This window comes from Frigoribacterium sp. 9N, assembly GCF_902506305.1.
Lineage (GTDB): Bacteria > Actinomycetota > Actinomycetes > Actinomycetales > Microbacteriaceae > Frigoribacterium.
On record NZ_LR733392.1, the window covers coordinates 1388166 to 1403451 of the forward strand.

At 70.2% G+C, this 15286-nt stretch carries 16 protein-coding genes; 2 read left to right on the forward strand and 14 right to left on the reverse strand.

Annotated features, from left to right (window positions below):
- Positions 1 to 29: 29 nt before the first annotated feature.
- The 11 genes from ARTHRO9V_RS09550 to thyX all read right to left on the reverse strand — a co-directional run bounded on the left by ARTHRO9V_RS09550 (position 30) and on the right by thyX (position 11852).
- Complete coding sequence (locus tag ARTHRO9V_RS09550) at positions 30 to 254, reverse strand: DUF3046 domain-containing protein (protein WP_159826807.1); 225 nt, start codon at positions 252 to 254, stop codon at positions 30 to 32.
- A 70-nt stretch (positions 255 to 324) separates the two neighbouring features.
- On the reverse strand, positions 325 to 633 hold the full coding sequence (locus ARTHRO9V_RS09555) for a helix-turn-helix domain-containing protein (protein WP_043596680.1): 309 nt from the start codon (positions 631 to 633) through the stop codon (positions 325 to 327).
- Positions 634 to 782: 149 nt separating this feature from the next.
- Entirely contained in the window at positions 783 to 1274 is a 492-nt protein-coding gene (locus ARTHRO9V_RS09560; RefSeq protein WP_159826816.1) for a CinA family protein, read from the reverse strand.
- Entirely contained in the window at positions 1271 to 1918 is a 648-nt protein-coding gene (gene pgsA / locus ARTHRO9V_RS09565; RefSeq protein ID WP_159826818.1) for a CDP-diacylglycerol--glycerol-3-phosphate 3-phosphatidyltransferase, read from the reverse strand. The genes ARTHRO9V_RS09560 and pgsA overlap by 4 nt, the downstream gene beginning before the upstream one ends.
- A 3-nt stretch (positions 1919 to 1921) precedes the next feature.
- Positions 1922 to 4762, reverse strand: a complete 2841-nt coding sequence (locus ARTHRO9V_RS09570; protein ID WP_159826820.1) for a DNA translocase FtsK — start codon at positions 4760 to 4762, stop codon at positions 1922 to 1924.
- A 54-nt stretch (positions 4763 to 4816) separates the two neighbouring features.
- Positions 4817 to 6034: an ABC transporter permease gene (locus ARTHRO9V_RS09575; protein ID WP_236557004.1), complete on the reverse strand. Its 1218-nt coding sequence runs from the start codon at positions 6032 to 6034 to the stop codon at positions 4817 to 4819.
- The gene (locus tag ARTHRO9V_RS09580) at positions 6031 to 6792 is read right to left on the reverse strand and encodes an ABC transporter ATP-binding protein (protein WP_159826822.1); all 762 of its coding nucleotides are present in this window, start codon (positions 6790 to 6792) and stop codon (positions 6031 to 6033) included. The genes ARTHRO9V_RS09575 and ARTHRO9V_RS09580 overlap by 4 nt, the downstream gene beginning before the upstream one ends.
- Entirely contained in the window at positions 6792 to 7814 is a 1023-nt protein-coding gene (locus ARTHRO9V_RS09585; RefSeq protein ID WP_159826824.1) for a hypothetical protein, read from the reverse strand. The genes ARTHRO9V_RS09580 and ARTHRO9V_RS09585 overlap by 1 nt, the downstream gene beginning before the upstream one ends.
- 436 nt (positions 7815 to 8250) lie before the next feature.
- Entirely contained in the window at positions 8251 to 9927 is a 1677-nt protein-coding gene (locus ARTHRO9V_RS09590) for a ribonuclease J (protein ID WP_043596674.1), read from the reverse strand.
- 83 nt (positions 9928 to 10010) lie between these two features.
- Complete coding sequence (gene dapA, locus ARTHRO9V_RS09595) at positions 10011 to 10988, reverse strand: 4-hydroxy-tetrahydrodipicolinate synthase (protein WP_123571789.1); 978 nt, start codon at positions 10986 to 10988, stop codon at positions 10011 to 10013.
- Positions 10989 to 11084: 96 nt separating this feature from the next.
- Entirely contained in the window at positions 11085 to 11852 is a 768-nt protein-coding gene (gene thyX, locus ARTHRO9V_RS09600; protein ID WP_233568516.1) for an FAD-dependent thymidylate synthase, read from the reverse strand.
- A 91-nt stretch (positions 11853 to 11943) separates the two neighbouring features.
- Between thyX and ARTHRO9V_RS09605 the strand changes: the two genes are divergently transcribed.
- Positions 11944 to 12849, forward strand: coding sequence for a TIGR01777 family oxidoreductase (locus ARTHRO9V_RS09605; protein WP_159826826.1), 906 nt, complete (start codon positions 11944 to 11946; stop codon positions 12847 to 12849).
- Positions 12850 to 12876: 27 nt separating this feature from the next.
- Here the strand turns inward: ARTHRO9V_RS09605 and ARTHRO9V_RS09610 are convergent, their stop codons facing one another.
- Complete coding sequence (locus tag ARTHRO9V_RS09610) at positions 12877 to 13296, reverse strand: tetratricopeptide repeat protein (protein ID WP_123571887.1); 420 nt, start codon at positions 13294 to 13296, stop codon at positions 12877 to 12879.
- A gap of 23 nt (positions 13297 to 13319) precedes the next feature.
- Positions 13320 to 14054: a 4-hydroxy-tetrahydrodipicolinate reductase gene (dapB, locus tag ARTHRO9V_RS09615; protein WP_159826828.1), complete on the reverse strand. Its 735-nt coding sequence runs from the start codon at positions 14052 to 14054 to the stop codon at positions 13320 to 13322.
- A 63-nt stretch (positions 14055 to 14117) separates the two neighbouring features.
- Here dapB and ARTHRO9V_RS09620 point away from each other — a divergent pair, with 63 nt between their 5' ends.
- Positions 14118 to 14645, forward strand: a complete 528-nt coding sequence (locus ARTHRO9V_RS09620; protein WP_159826830.1) for an N-acetyltransferase — start codon at positions 14118 to 14120, stop codon at positions 14643 to 14645.
- A 24-nt stretch (positions 14646 to 14669) separates the two neighbouring features.
- Here the strand turns inward: ARTHRO9V_RS09620 and ARTHRO9V_RS09625 are convergent, their stop codons facing one another.
- Complete coding sequence (locus tag ARTHRO9V_RS09625) at positions 14670 to 15272, reverse strand: histidine phosphatase family protein (RefSeq protein ID WP_056049062.1); 603 nt, start codon at positions 15270 to 15272, stop codon at positions 14670 to 14672.
- Positions 15273 to 15286: the final 14 nt, after the last annotated feature.

Here is a 15286-nt window from a genome sequence, read left to right on the forward strand (position 1 = left end):
GTCGAACACACGCCCGACCGGACTGCGCCTCAGTCCGTCGGTTCGGGCAACCCCACACCGTGGCGACGGCCCACGGGGACGCCCTCGGCGTCGCAGAGGGCGAGCCACACGTCGCGGGGTGACTCGCCCTGCGCGATCGCCTGGTCGGCGGTCCTGTCACCGAGCGACTGGATCACGAGATCCCGGGTGACCACCCGACCGTAGGCTTCTCCGAACTCGTCCTCGACGGCCCGGGCGAACTCGCTCTTGCGCATCAGACGAGGGTACCCCGGACGACGAACGCCCCCGGCGGGAGCCGGGGGCGTTCGTGGCGACGAAGGACGGTCAGCGGACCGCGAGGTCGGAGTCGAACTCGGCGACGAGGTCGTCCGGAAGCGTGTCGGGGATCGGGTTTAGCCCCTCGATGACGGCCATGCGGTCACCGACCTCGCGCATGATGACCGAGATGGGCGTCTCGAGGGCGTCCGCGACGGACGCGAGGATCTCGGAACTCGCTTCTTTCTGACCCCGCTCGACCTCGCTGAGGTAGCCGAGGGCGACGCTGGCCTTGCTCGCGACCTGACGGAGCGTGCGACCCTTCTGCAGACGGAAGTCGCGAAGGACGTCGCCGATTTCTTGACGTACCAGGACCATGGGACCCTCCTTCGGGGACGACCCATCTGCCGGGATGGTTGCAGATGGGGGACGGCGGGTGGTGCTCGGACCGACTGACCACGACTGTAGCCATCGGGGACTGTGCACCTGTTGTGAACTCGAGAGATGTAACGAGACCGAAACGCCGGCTATTCCCTCGTCTCGACCAGCCATCGATCGAGTGCTGCGAGGGATTCGGAGACGGTGGCGTTTCGGATGGCCTGCCGGTCGCCCACGAGCGAGAGCTCGGCGACGCGGACGTCACCGGGCACCGCCAGACCGACGAAGACCGTTCCGGGTGCGTGACCGCCCTGGGGGTCGGGACCGGCGACGCCGGTGGTCGCGAGACCGATGTCGGCCGGGTGACCGCCTGCGGCCAACCGATCCCGCACCCCGACGGCCATGGACGCGGCGACGTCGGGATGCACGGGTCCGTGTCGCGCGAGCAGTCCTGGATCGACCCCGAGGAGCGTGTGCTTGAGCTCTGTCTGGTAAGCGACCACCCCACCCAGGACGACGGCCGAGGCCCCGGGCACGGACACGAGTTCGGCGACCAGGGCACCGCCGGTGAGGGACTCGGCGACGGCGACCGTGAGCCCCCTGCTCGTCAACTCGGCCACGAGGTCGGCAGCCACGGTCATGCGGAGGTTCGTCCGTGCTTCATCGCCACGCGCAGGTAGTCCGCCCCGGAGACGAGGGTGGCGATCGTGGCCGCCGTCATGAGCACGCCGTTGACCCAGTGCATGCCTTCTCCGACGACGTTCCAGAGGGGGAAGAGCGCCAGCGTCACCGCGACGGCTTGCAGCACGGTCTTGACCTTGCCGCCCCGGGAGGCCGGGATCACCCGGTCACGCAAGACGGCGAAGCGGTAGACGGTGATGCCGACCTCGCGGACGAGGATGAGGGCGGTGACCCACCACGGCAGCTCACCGAGGATGGTGAGCGAGACGAGTGCGCCACCGATCAACACCTTGTCGGCGATCGGATCGACGATCTTGCCGAAGTCGGTCACGAGGTCGAGGCCACGGGCCAGCATGCCGTCGAGGCTGTCGGTGAGGATCGCGACGACGAACAGGGCAGCGGCCCAGACGCGGAGTGAGCCGTCGGCCCCGTCGTCGATCAGCAACCAGGCGATGAACAGCGGCGCCATGAGTATGCGCACGACGGTGATCACGTTCGCGATGTTGCCGGTGCTGGCGGGCCCGGGCCCTCTCGAGGCCACCCGCCCTCGGAACGAGAAGGCCGAGCGTGGTGCCGTCGGGCGGGAGGCGTCGTCGTGGCTCATGGTCTACTCCCTGCCGGTCAGGTGCCAGGCGTCTTCGCTGCCGGCGTCGTCGTCCTCGGCGTACCCACGGGTCATGGCCTCGACCGGATCGCCGTCGTAGTCACCGGCGTCGGCGCGCGCGGCGGAAGAGGACCCGGAAGAGGCGCGGCCGGCGCCGGCGTCGGAGGCCGCGTCGCCCCCGCGCAGCTTCGCGAGCACGCCCGGGAGCTGCTCGGTGGTGACGAGCACGTCGCGAGCCTTCGACCCTTCGGACGGACCGACGATGTCTCGCGACTCCATGAGGTCCATCAGGCGGCCGGCCTTGGCGAACCCGACGCGCAGCTTGCGCTGGAGCATCGACGTCGAACCGAACTGCGTGCTGACCACGAGCTCGGCAGCCGCGAGAAGCAACTCGAGGTCGTCGCCGATGTCACCGTCGATCTCGCGCTTCTCGACCACCGCGGCGACGTCGGGGCGGTAGTCGGGTCGCGCCTGGCGGGTGACGTGGGCCACGACCTGGGCGATCTCGTTCTCTTGCACCCAGGCGCCCTGGACGCGCATGGCCTTGGAAGCACCCATGGGGAGGAACAGCCCGTCGCCCTGACCGATGAGCTTGTCGGCCCCGGGCTGGTCGAGGATCACCCGCGAGTCGGTGACGCTCGAGACGGCGAACGCGAAGCGCGAGGGGACGTTCGCCTTGATGAGTCCGGTCACGACGTCGACCGAGGGGCGTTGCGTCGCGAGAACGAGGTGGATTCCGGACGCACGGGCCAGCTGGGTGATGCGGACGATGCTGTCCTCGACGTCGCGCGGAGCCACCATCATGAGGTCGGCCAACTCGTCGACGACCACGAGGAGGTAGGGGTACGGCTTGAGCTTGCGCTGACTGCCGACGGGGAGGACGATCTCGCCACCGACGACGGCGCGGTTGAAGTCGTCGATGTGCCGGAAGCCGAAGCTGGCGAGGTCGTCGTACCTCATGTCCATCTCTTTGACGACCCATTGCAAGGCCTCGGCGGCCTTCTTGGGGTTCGTGATGATGGGCGTGATCAGGTGCGGCACGCCGGCGTAGATCGAGAGCTCGACCCGCTTGGGGTCGATCAGCACCATGCGGACGTCGGTCGGCTTGGCGCGCATCAACAACGAGGTGATCATCGAGTTGATGAAGCTGGACTTACCCGACCCGGTGGCGCCGGCCACGAGCAGGTGCGGCATCTTGGCCAGGTTGGCCACGACGTAGCCGCCCTCGACGTCCTTGCCGACGCCGATCGTGAGCGGGTGGACGCTCTTGCTCGCCGCTGAGGACCGCAGGACGTCGCCGAGCGCGACGATCTCTTTGTCGGTGTTGGGGATCTCGACGCCGATCGCACTCTTGCCGGGGATCGGCGACAGGATGCGGACCTCGTTGGAGGCCACCGCGTAGGCGAGGTTCTTGGTCAGGGCGGTGACCCGCTCGACCTTGACGCCGGGACCGAGTTCGATCTCGTACCGCGTGACGGTCGGACCGCGCTTGAGGCCGGTCACCTTGGCGTCGACGTTGAACTGGTCGAGCACCTGGCTGATGGCGGCCACGATCGCGTCGTTCGCCTCGCTGCGGGCCTTCGCGGGCTCGCCGACCGACAGGCTCGAGGCGGCGGGGAGGCGATACGGGGCGCTCTCGGCACCGTCGTCGACCTCGTCGAGAGAGGGCGGTGCCGCCTCGTCGGGGTCGACCGCCAGGAAGTCGGCCGCTGCGTCGCTCTCGCCGACGGGCTCGGCCGGGACGACCGGGAGCACCGTGGTCGACGCGGTGGGCTGAACGGACGGGACGTCGAACCCCTGGGCACGGACGGCGTCCTCTGCCCGATCGAGGTCGCCGAGGAGGTCGGCGGAGAAGACGTCGGTCGGAGCCGTCGTCGGCGCGGCGGAGCCTGCCGCACCCGCCGCGGCGGCGTTGCCCGCGTCGTCCACGCTCGGCTCGAAGACGGGCTTCTTCCGTCGACGTCGTCCGGACGTCTCGGTGGCGGACGACTCGTCCGCCTTCACGAGTGGGGTGTCGTATGCGGGGTCGTCCTCGCGCTGGTCCTTGTTCCGCCGCCACCAGGGCAACGACTCGGACTCGGCCAGGTCGACGAGGTCGGGATCGGCGTCGGCCCCGTCCGGAGCCGAGGTCGTCTCGCCGAAGAGGTAGGAGTAGAGCTCGCCCAGACGGCGGTGGATGCGGTTCGGCGGCGTCTTGGTGATGATGAGCAGCGAGAACGCCAGGAGGATCACGACGAGAGGGACCGCGACCCACTCGGTGGCGAGAGCGACGAGCCAGGACGCCACGACCCAACCCAGCACGCCGCCACCGGTGGCGAGGGCCCGGAGCCCGGCGGCGGCCTCGGGTTGCCCTCCGAAGATGTGGCACAGAGCGCTGATCGAGACGATGGACAGGCCCAGTCCGATGCCGATGCGGGTGTTGTCGTGGACGGACGCCGGGTGCCGGAAGAGCCAGCCCGCGAAGAGGATCATGATGACCGGCAGGGCGTAGGCCACCCGCCCCACGAGCCCGCCGAAGGTGTAGGCGTCGAAGCCGACCGCGAGGGGGCTGGTCGGGTTGAGCCACTCGACGACGGCCCCGGCGATCGCGAGCAGCACGAGTAGGAACGGCACGCCGTCTCGCCGCTCGTCCTTCGCCAGGGACTCTTTGCCCAGGAGCCGGAACGCGCCCCCGGTCAGGTGCGCGAGCCCCATCCACGCCGTCACGAACGGCCCTGGGCCGTCCGGGACCGGGTCGGGCTGACGGGACGCGGGCAGCTTCTTGGTCGCCTTCGTGACGCCGGAGGTCTGCGACGCTCGCGACGACGAGCGAGCGCGCGCGGTCGACTTGGTGGGCGTGGCCATGGGCTCCAAGGTACCTCTCGGCACCGACAGCGGCCGGAGGTGCTCCGGTGTGTGTCAGTAGCGGATGGCGTCGATCACCTTGACGCGGATCGCCACGAGAGCAGGCAGGAGACCGGCCACCGCTCCGATCGCCGTGGCCGACGCCAGACCGATCAGGGCCGCCTCGACCGGGAACGGCGGGAGATCGCTGACGGCGCCCTGCGCGATGAAGCCCTGGACCGTCGGGTTCTCGACGACCAGGACGGCCACCATCACGCCGACGGCTCCCGCGACGACCGTGCCGACGACGCTCTCGAGCATGACCGAGAAGAAGACCCGAGGAGCCGTGGCCCCGAAGGACCGGCGCACGCCGATCTCGCGGATGCGCTGACGGACGGTCACGAGCGCGATGTTGACGAGGCCGAGACCGCCCAGCAACAACACCAGCACACCGACCCCGGTGATGATCAGCTTGATGGGACCGAAGGGGTCGGCGTCGCCGCCTGCGGCGTAGTCCTGTCGCGACACGTCGACCTGCACGTCGTCGCCGAGGCTGGCCCCCATGTCGGACGCCACCTGAGCGCTCAGGGCATCGCTGGTCTCGGGCGGCAGCCACATCTCGTACTGCGGGGTCTCGGCGCCGTAGCTCGCCAGCGCGAGGTCGTGGTCGGTGATCGGCAGAAGGTACATCTGCGGACCGTCGTACTCGGTCGCGGCCGAGACTCCGGTGACGACGAGCGTCGCCGAGTCCGCCCCTCGGACCAGCAGGGTCGGATGCGACGACAACGGTGGGGAGCCGAGCTGCCGCCAGAGCACCTCGTTGACGATGACGGGCGGCGCGAGACGTGACGCGTCCCCGTCGGTGAACCACGACCCCTCCGTCATGACGACCCGGTGCATCTCGCCGTAGGGGACGTCGACCGTGACGGCCCCGACCTCGGTCACCCCGTCCGGCAGCTGGACGGCTCGATTGCCGTACACGACGCGGCTGGTCTGCTCGATCCCGTAGCGTGCCGTCGTCGTGGCGAAGGCGTCCGCGATCGCCTCGGTGCTCGGCGACGTGGCACCGTTGGAGTAGGCGTTGACGTAGTAGTTCGCGGGACGGCCACCGAACCGCTCCGCGTTCTCGCGGGAGGACTGCTCGGCGAGCCCGCCGAGGGCGACCACGCCGGTCAGGGCCGCGACGGCGACTGCGACCCCGATCAGGCTGAGCAGCACGCGGAGCTTGTTGACGCGCAGTTCGGCCCAGGCCTCGGCGAAAGCCCCCACCACGTCGGCCACCACACGCTTCACGCGTCGACCTCGTCACGCAAGGACGACGTCGACGCGGCAGACGACGACGTAGGCGTCGGTGTTCCGAGAGCTCCGTCGACCGACGCCGAGAGGACACCGGTGTCGAGCTGATAGTGCCTCGAGGCCCGGGCGGCGACGGCCAGGTCGTGGGTGATGGTGACCAGGGCGGCCTCGTTCTCGGTCGCGATGCCGTCGAGCAGCGTCATCACCCCGGCGCCCGTCTCGACGTCGAGGGCACCGGTGGGTTCGTCGGCGAGGATGACGCGCGGCCGCCGCACGAGCGACCGGGCGATCGCGACGCGCTGTTGTTCGCCACCCGACAGGCGATGGGGCATGGAGTCGGCCCGGTGACCGAGACCCACGCGCTCGAGCATCTCGCCCGCGATGGACCGGCGACGCCAGAACTCGGAACCCGACGAGTAGAGCAGGGGGGTCATGACGTTCTCGAGGGCCGAGCGCCCCTGGAGCAGGTTGAACTGCTGGAAGATGAACCCGACCTGGGCACCCCTCAGCCGGTCGCGCCGACCGCGCCGGATCGAGCGTACGTCGACGTCGTCGAACCAGTGCGTCCCCGTGGTGGGCTCGTCGATGAGCCCGAGGATGTTGAGCAGCGTGGACTTGCCCGACCCCGAACGACCCACGATGCTCACGTGCTCGCCGGCGTCGACCTCGAGGTCGACGCCCGTGAGGATGTCCAGCGTCCGGTCGTCGGAGAGGGGCACCGTCTTGGTGACCGCCTCCAGCCTGATCAGCGCCATCAGCCGCAGAGGTCCGCGCCCGTGGCCGGGTCGTCGCAGTCGCCCTGTGGTGCGGCGGCGGCACCCGGGACGAACTCGAGCACCTGGTCGCCCTCGGCGAGGCCACCCGTGACCTCGACGATCGTGCCGTCGTTGATGCCGAGCGTGATGTCGCGCTCCTCGGTGGAACCGTCCGCTCCGACGACCGAGACGACGCCCTTGCCCGCCGCGCCCTCCACGGCCGTGAGGGGCACGGTCAGGACGTCGGTGGCGACACCGGCAGGGATGGTCAGCCTGGCGGCGAGTCCGCTGAACACGGTGACGTCGCCCGGCACGACGCAGGAGACGCTCTGGCCCGACGAGTCCCCCGTCGGCGCCCCGGCGTCGCCGCCGTCGTCCGGCCCGGTGGACGACGAGGTGCTCCCCCCGACGGTGAGCGCCGTGCACGGGAACGGTGCCGGTCCCCCGGTGATCGCGACGGAACCCTCGGTCGGGCGGCTGACGAGACGGTACAGCTGGTCCGCGGCGAGCGACCCCGTCACGTGGAAGGTGGGAGGCGCGACCTGCGCGACCGCGTCACCCACGACGACCGTCTGGTCCTTGATCACCGCGACGGCCGAGATCGTCCCGGCCACGGGCGCCGTGATGACGGCCGTCTTGACGATCGGCTTGCGCTCGGTCACGGTGCCGTCGGCGGCCACCAGGGGCTCCTGCGGCGTCTCGGACCGGAGCGTCGCGAGTCGGTCCCCCGCAGCGACCGCCTGTCCCTTGACGACGTCGACGCCGGTGACCGTGCCCGCCAGCGTCGCGGGCACGGGAGTCGCGGGGTCGGCGACGACGCTCGCGTCCACCACCACGTCGTTCGTGATGGTGCCGACGGCCACGGCGACCTGTGGTTCGACGAGCTCGCCGGTCGGCACGGCGACGGTGTCGTCGCCGACGGCCGGCGCCGCGAAGAACGCGAGCTTGACGAGTGCCGCCGCGATGGCGACGAAGATCAGGATGCGCAGGATCGGGAAGACCCAGACTTTGGCGATGCGCACGGCTACCCCCGGTCGATGTACTGACGTGTCAGACGTCACCGTATCGACGCGCCGGGTGTCGCCGCCTCACCCCCGAGGATGACTGCGGGCCCGCGATGCCCTCCTCGAGGACCATCAGAGTGCCGGCCTCGCGCCCGGGGTACGACGACGGTGCTGCGTGTTCACCCAGCGACCGACCGTGCGCCGCACGACCTGGCTGAAGGCATGCGTGTCACGCGTGCCGTTCTCCGCCGCCTCGGTGAGGGCCGCGATGATCTTGGGCTTGACGCGTGTCAGACGTCACCGTATCGACGCGCCGGGTGTCGCCGCCTCACCCCCGAGGATGACTGCGGGCCCGCGATGCCCTCCTCGAGGACCATCAGAGTGCCGGCCTCGCGCCCGGGGTACGACGACGGCCCACGGGGTCTCCCGTGGGCCGTCGTCGTGTGCCTGCGCGTCAGGCGCTGATGACCACCGGCACGATCATCGGACGACGACGGTGCTGCGTGTTCACCCAGCGACCGACCGTGCGCCGCACGACCTGGCTGAAGGCATGCGTGTCACGCGTGCCGTTCTCCGCCGCCTCGGTGAGGGCCGCGATGATCTTGGGCTTGACGTCGTCGAAGACCCGCTCGTCTTCCGCGAAGCCACGCGACTGGATCTCGGGTCCGACCACGACACGGCCCGTGGACGCGTCCATCGCGATGAAGACCGAGATGAAGCCCTCTTCGCTCAGGATGCGGCGGTCCTTCAGATCGGCGTCGGTGATCTCGCCGACGGTCGAGCCGTCGACGTAGACGTAACCGATGTCGAGCTGGCCGACGACCTCGGCGACTCCGTCGCGCAGGTCGACGACGATGCCGTCCTCGCCGAGGATGGTGTTCTTCTGCGGCACGCCGGTCCGGACCGCCAACGCCGCGTTCGCGTACAGGTGCCGGTGCTCGCCGTGGACGGGCATGACGTTCTTCGGCCGCAGGATGTTGTAGCAGTACAACAGCTCGCCGGCGGAGGCGTGCCCCGAGACGTGGACCTTGGCGTTGCCCTTGTGGACGACCTTGGCCCCGAGTTTGGTGAGGCCGTCGATGACGCGGTAGACCGCGTTCTCGTTGCCGGGGATCAGGCTCGACGCGAGGATGATCGTGTCGTCCGCGCCGATCTCGATCTGGTGCTCGAGGTTCGCCATGCGGGCGAGGACGGCCATCGGCTCGCCCTGTGACCCGGTGCTCATGTAGACGATGCGGTCGTCGGGAAGGTCTTTGGCCTTCTTGGCGTCGATCAGGACGCCGTCCGGCACCTTGAGGTACCCCAGGTCGGCCGCGATGCCCATGTTGCGGACCATCGAGCGGCCCATGAAGGCCACGCGGCGACCGTTGGCGTGAGCCGCGTCGAGCACCTGCTGGACGCGGTGCACGTGGCTCGAGAAGCTCGCGACGACCACGCGACGCGGAGCCCGGCGGATCACGTCGTCGAGCACGGGCCCGATGTCCCGCTCGAGCGCGGTGAACCCGGGCACGTCGGCGTTCGTCGAGTCGGGCAGGAAGAGGTCCACGCCCTCTTCACCGAGGCGGGCGAACGCCCGGAGGTCGGTGATGCGGTCGTCGAGCGGCAGCTGGTCCATCTTGAAGTCGCCGGTGTGCAGCACGGTGCCTGCCGACGTGCGGATGGCGACGGCGAGAGCGTCCGGGATCGAGTGGTTGACCGCGATGAACTCGAGGTCGTACGGCCCGAGCGACTCGCGCCCACCCTCTTTGACGGCCAGGGTGTAAGGCGTGATGCGGTGCTCTTTGAGCTTCGCCTCGATCAGCGCGAGCGTCAGCTGCGAACCGATCAGCGGGATGTCCTTGCGGAGTCGCAGGAGGTAGGGCACGGCGCCGATGTGGTCCTCGTGGCCGTGCGTCAGCACGACGGCGAGGATGTCGTCGAGGCGATCACGGATGGGCGAGAAGTCGGGCAGGATCAGGTCGACGCCGGGCTGGTGCTCTTCGGGGAAGAGCACTCCGCAGTCGACGATGAGCAGCTTGCCGTCGATCTCGTAGACCGTCATGTTGCGGCCGATCTCGCCGAGCCCGCCGACCGGGATCACGCGGAGCGTGCCCTTGGCGAGTTCTCGGGGGGCGTGGATTGTCGTGGGCATCTGTTCCTTCGGTTGGCGTGGGGCTCGTGCCCCTCTGTGCGGGAGGTCTGCGGCCGACGTCGTCGTCGGCGGGGATCAGGAGGTCAGCGCGTGGTGCCGTGCACCTTGGGCAGCGCACCGCCGGCCGCCGCGTTGCGGTCGGGCCGGAAGCGGCTGAGGTCGAGGCCGGGGATCGAGCCCACGTGCGACAGCTCGTCCTCGATCAGGGCGGCCTCGCTGTCTTCCGGGCCGACCAGGGGGAGGCGCACGCGGGGGCTCGAGATGCGCCCGAGGCCGTGCAGGATGTACTTCGCCGCGACGGTGCCCGGCACGTGCGTCATGACGGCGCGGACGAGCGGCTCGAGCATCTGGTGGGCCTCGGTCGCGGTGTGCAGGTCGCCGGCGTTCACGGCGTCGACGATGGTGCGGTACGGCGCCGCGGCGATGTTCGCGGTGACGCCGATGAGGCCCGAGGCGCCGATGGCGAGGTGGGGCAGCACGTTGGCGTCGTCGCCCGAGAAGTAGAGGAGGTCGGTCTGGTTCAGGACGCGACTGACTTCGGCGAAGTCGCCCTTGGCGTCCTTCACGGCGACGATGTTCGGGTGCTTGGCGGCCCGGAGCAGGGTCTCGTACCTGATCGGGATGCCGGTGCGGCCCGGGATGTCGTACAGGATGACCGGCAGGTCGGTCGCGTCGGCGATCATGCGGAAGTGCGTGAGCACACCGGCCTGCGTGGGTTTGTTGTAGTAAGGCGTGACGATCATGACGCCGTCGGCGCCGGCCTTCTCGCTGGCCTTGTAGAGCTGGATGGCGTGCGCCGTCTCGTTCGACCCGCCACCCGTGATGATCTTGGCCCGGCCTGCGGCGACCGACTTGCCCACCTCGACGAGTCGGAGCTTCTCGGGGTCGGTCAGCGTGCTGGTCTCGCCCGTCGTGCCCGTGACGACGATGCCGTCGGCCCCGGCGCTGATGCAGTCGTCGATGTGCTTCTCGACAGCAGGCCAATCGACCTCGCCGTCAGCGGTGAACGGCGTCACGAGGGCGACGAGGACCTGACCGAAGGGGTTGCTGATGTTCGACACGCCCTCCAGCGTACTGGCTCGCGTCGGGCCCGACCTCCTCGTGAGGCGTCGGACGCCCCGGTCAGGAGGCGCCGGTCGCGTCGGCGAGGACGGCCGTCAGGGGGCGACGCGCCCGTTCGCCCCGAACGCCGCGTAGGTGAGGGGCATGAGCTCGGCCCAGAGGTCTTCCATCTTCTCGGCGCACATCTCGATCTCGCGCTGCGGGAACGACGGGAAGTGGGTGCCCTCGCGCTTCGTCCGGAGGCTCAGGAAGTTCATCAGGGACCGTGCGTTCACGGTCACGTACATCGACGAGTAGATGTTCAACGGCAACACGATCCGCGCGACCTCGCGGGCGATGCCGGCGTCCAGCATGCGCTGGTAGGCCTCGAACGCCTGCACCGACGCGGCGCGGGTGGCCTCGTCGACCAGCGCGGACTGCTCGGGTGTGCCGGGCAGGAAGTCGTAGGCGCCGGGCTTGCCGACCTGCTGCAGGTTGCGCGTGGGAGCGGGGACGTAGAAGACCGGGTTCAGCTCGCGGTAACGACCGCTCTCTTCGTTGTAGCTGGCCATGCGGTGACGCATGAACTCGCGGAAGACGAAGATCGGCGCCTGCACGTAGAAGGTCATCGAGTTGTGCTCGAACGGCGAGCCGTGACGGTCGCGCATCAGGTAGTTGATCAGGCCGGCACCCTTGGTCGCCTGGGCCCCGTCGGCCGACGCCTGCGCGCCGTCGAGTGTGAGCTCGCCCATGGTGGAGACCCGGGCCGCGAACAGCACGTCGGAGTCGTGGGCACTCGAGCGGACCAGCTCGACGGTGACGTCGGAACGGAACTCGGGGGTCTTGTCGGCGGGCACGGCGGGGGTGGCTTCGGTCTCGGGCACGGCGTCGACTCTACCTCGCAGGGCGCTCCCGACGGGAAGCGCCCGCGCCACCGGCGGACGCTCCCCCAGCGGGCCGGAATACGGTGTCCCCATGACCGACGCACTCACCGTCCTGATCTCCGGCGCCAGCGGCATGATCGGCACCGAACTCACCCGCCAGCTGCGCGAGGCAGGCCACCGTCCGCTCTCGCTGGTGCGTCGCGAACCCCGGGCCGACGACGAGTACACCTGGGTGCCCAGCGCCGGCATCGTCGACCACGACCTGATCGCCCGCGCGGACGCCGTCGTGAACCTGGCCGGCGCCTCCTTGGGTCGTCTGCCCTGGACGGCCGGGTACAAGCGCGAGATCCTCGAGTCACGTCTGGCCGCGACGTCGACGCTCGTCGACGGCATGGCGGCGGCGTCCACGGCGCCCTCGACGTTCCTCAGCGGCTCGGCCGTCGGCGTCTACGGCGATCGGCCCGGCGAACGACTCACCGAGTCGAGCGGCCGGGGTGAGGGGTTCCTGAGCGACGTCGTCGTCGCCTGGGAGGCCGCCGCCCGGAAGGCCCCCGAGGCCACGCGCGTCGTGATGCTGCGGACCGGCATCGTCATCGGCCCCGGAGGAGGCGCGCTCAAGCCCCTGCTGCCGCTCACCAAGCTGGGGCTCGGCTCACGACTCGGCACCGGTGACCAGTTCTGGCCCTGGATCAGCCTGCACGACGAGGCCGCCGCGATCGTGCACCTCCTCACGTCGTCCGTCTCGGGACCCGTGAACCTGGTCGGCCCCACGCCGGCGACGAGCGACCTCGTGACGCGCACCCTGGCGGCCGACCTGCACCGTCCCTACCTGCTGGGCGTTCCCGAGGCCGTCATCTCGACCGCCATGCAGGAGGCCGGGCGGGAGATGCTGCTGCCGAGCCAGCAGGTCGTGCCCGAGGTGCTCGAGCGCGACGGCTTCACCTTCAGGCACCGCACGGTCGAGGACGCGCTGACAGCGTTCGTCGACGCGCTCTGAGCACGCGCACGACTCGGGTGGGCGGGTTCAGCCGGCCGTCTCGCGCCGGAGCTTGATGGCCCAGCGCAGGGCCTGACGAGCTCGTCGGCGGTCACCGCAGGCGTCGTAGGCCAGGCCCAGGCGGAACCACGCGCGCCAGTCGTCGGGTGCCGCCTCGACGGCCGTCTTGTAGGCGGGGAACGCCGCGTCGGCCGCCTCGCGCTCGTACCGACCGGAGGTACGCCGTGGCAGGTCGTCGACCGGCAATCCGCCCTCGGCCGCGAGTTGCCCGACGATCTGCTGCGTACGCAGACCGAAGCGCAGCTCGACCACCAGGGCGAACAGTCCCAGGAGGGGGAGGACGAGCAGGGCGACGCCGAGCGCGATGGCGACCGGTTCGCCCGTCGACAGGAAGAGGACGGCCCGCTGACCGACCAGCACGACGTAGAGGAGCAGGAGCAGCGCCATCAGGAGCGCGGCCGCACGCCCCTTCACGATTCGAGGGGCAGGACGGCGTCGAGCCCCACGACGACCCCGGTCACGCCCGGGGTGGCCTCGATGGCGACGAGGAGCCCCTTCTCGTACGCGCGCTGCGAGAGCGTGTCGTGCGTGAGCGTGAGGGTCTCGCCGTCACCGCCGAAGACGACCTCCTGCCTCGCGACGACGCCGCGGAGGCGCATGCTGTGCACCGGCACACTCGCCACCTGCTGACCCCTGGCCCGTTGGTCCGCGTGCGGGGCCGACACCGGGCCGAGGTCCCGACGAGCCTCGGCGATGAGTTCCGCCGTGCGCACGGCCGTGCCCGACGGCGAGTCGACCTTGCCCTGATGGTGCGCCTCGACGATCTCGACGGATTCGTAGAAGCGCGCCGCGAGGGTGGCGAACCGCGTCGCGAGCACCGAGCCGATCGAGAAGTTCGGCACCACCAGGACGCCGGGGCCGTCCGCGTCGGAGACGACCGTCGAGAGACGGGCCAGGCGTTCGGCGTTGTAGCCCGAGGTTCCGACGAGCACCGGGATGCCCGCGCGGACGACGTGCTCGACGATCCCCGGACTGACGGCAGGGTGCGTGACGTCGACGACGAGGTCGGCCCCGAGGACGTCGTCGAGATCGTCGCGGGACGAGAGACCGGCGTGGAGCTCGAGCCCCGGGGTGCGCTCGACGAGGCCGACGATGAACGAACCGAGGGTGCCGGTGGCTCCCACCACGGCGATGCGCGAAGTCATGCCGTCCAACTTACCGGGGGCACCACGACGGACCGGGCCGCGCCGCGACCTAGCATGGACGGCATGCCCAGGTTCCGCGAGACGAGCGTCTCCTCCCCCGATGCCGCCGCCCTCCTGACCGAGTACTTCACCGAGCGCGAGAGCACCTTCCCCTCGGCACAAGGCACGTACACGACGACCCTGCCTGACGCCACGGCCTTCGTGCCACCGGGCGGCGTGTTCGTCGTCGTCGAGGGAGAAGCGGCCGACCCGGACGCGGGTCGGGCCTCCGAGCCGACCGCGTGCGGCGGCATCCGACTCATCGCCCCCTCGGCCTCGGGGGCCGTGCGGTACGAGGTCAAGCACCTCTACGTGCGTCCCGCGGGCCGGGGACTGGGTCTCGGTCGGGCCTTGTTGGACGAACTCGAACGTCGGGCGTCCGCATTCGGGGCCGACGAGATCGTGCTCGACACGAACGACAGCCTGGCGGCTGCCGGGGGGCTCTACCGCAGCGCGGGGTACGCGACGATCGAGCCCTACAACGCGAACCCGAACGCCACGACGTGGTACGGCAAGGCCGTCCGGGCAGAGGACCCGCGCGGGACCGCCTGAGGGGGCCACCGGCGGACGAAGAGCTCAGAAGGGCTGTTCGACCGGAAGGCCGGTGCGCAGCTCGACGGGCAGGTGCCCGAGGTCGTTGTGCGTCACGAGCTCCGGCGGCTTCGCCGATCGCACCCGGATGATCGTCAACCCGGCGTTGGCCTGGTTGACGCCCATCCACCGCCAGTCCGGCGCTCCGAACACCTCGCGGACGAACCATCCGATCACGAAGTTGTGCGTGATGAGGAGATCGTGGCGATCCTCTCGGGCCGGGGTGAGCCACTCGGCGACCGCGTCGGACATCTGGGCCTGCCCGGCCTCGATCTGCTCGTCCGTGACCCCGCCGAAGAACGGCTTGTAGGACGACGGCATGTCGGCCGTCGGACCGGACGGCACGCAGTCGAAGAGGAGGGTCGACGGCTGTGACTCGAGTGCCGGCATGCGCTCGGTCATGATCGCGGCCGTCTCTTCGGCACGCTCGAGCGGGGAGTGCCACGCTGCGTCGAAGGGGACTCCCCCGAGGCGCTCGGCGAGGAGGCGCACCTGGCGTTTGCCCCGTTCGCTCAGTGGACCGTCGGGCAGTCCGTGCTCGGCGTCCTGCTGTTCGCCGTGCCGGACGAGGTAGAGGTAATGGGACACCGTCGTCTCCTGGT

Coding starts and splice junctions, on each gene's coding strand:
- ARTHRO9V_RS09550 (WP_159826807.1), bottom strand. CDS start 254: ATGCGCAAGAGCGAGTTCGCCCGGGCCGTCGAGGACGAGTTCGGAGAA.
- ARTHRO9V_RS09555 (WP_043596680.1), bottom strand. CDS start 633: ATGGTCCTGGTACGTCAAGAAATCGGCGACGTCCTTCGCGACTTCCGT.
- ARTHRO9V_RS09560 (WP_159826816.1), bottom strand. CDS start 1,274: ATGACCGTGGCTGCCGACCTCGTGGCCGAGTTGACGAGCAGGGGGCTC.
- pgsA (WP_159826818.1), bottom strand. CDS start 1,918: ATGAGCCACGACGACGCCTCCCGCCCGACGGCACCACGCTCGGCCTTC.
- ARTHRO9V_RS09570 (WP_159826820.1), bottom strand. CDS start 4,762: ATGGCCACGCCCACCAAGTCGACCGCGCGCGCTCGCTCGTCGTCGCGA.
- ARTHRO9V_RS09580 (WP_159826822.1), bottom strand. CDS start 6,792: ATGGCGCTGATCAGGCTGGAGGCGGTCACCAAGACGGTGCCCCTCTCC.
- ARTHRO9V_RS09590 (WP_043596674.1), bottom strand. CDS start 9,927: ATGCCCACGACAATCCACGCCCCCCGAGAACTCGCCAAGGGCACGCTC.
- ARTHRO9V_RS09605 (WP_159826826.1), top strand. CDS start 11,944: ATGACCGACGCACTCACCGTCCTGATCTCCGGCGCCAGCGGCATGATC.
- ARTHRO9V_RS09610 (WP_123571887.1), bottom strand. CDS start 13,296: ATGGCGCTGCTCCTGCTCCTCTACGTCGTGCTGGTCGGTCAGCGGGCC.
- dapB (WP_159826828.1), bottom strand. CDS start 14,054: ATGACTTCGCGCATCGCCGTGGTGGGAGCCACCGGCACCCTCGGTTCG.
- ARTHRO9V_RS09620 (WP_159826830.1), top strand. CDS start 14,118: ATGCCCAGGTTCCGCGAGACGAGCGTCTCCTCCCCCGATGCCGCCGCC.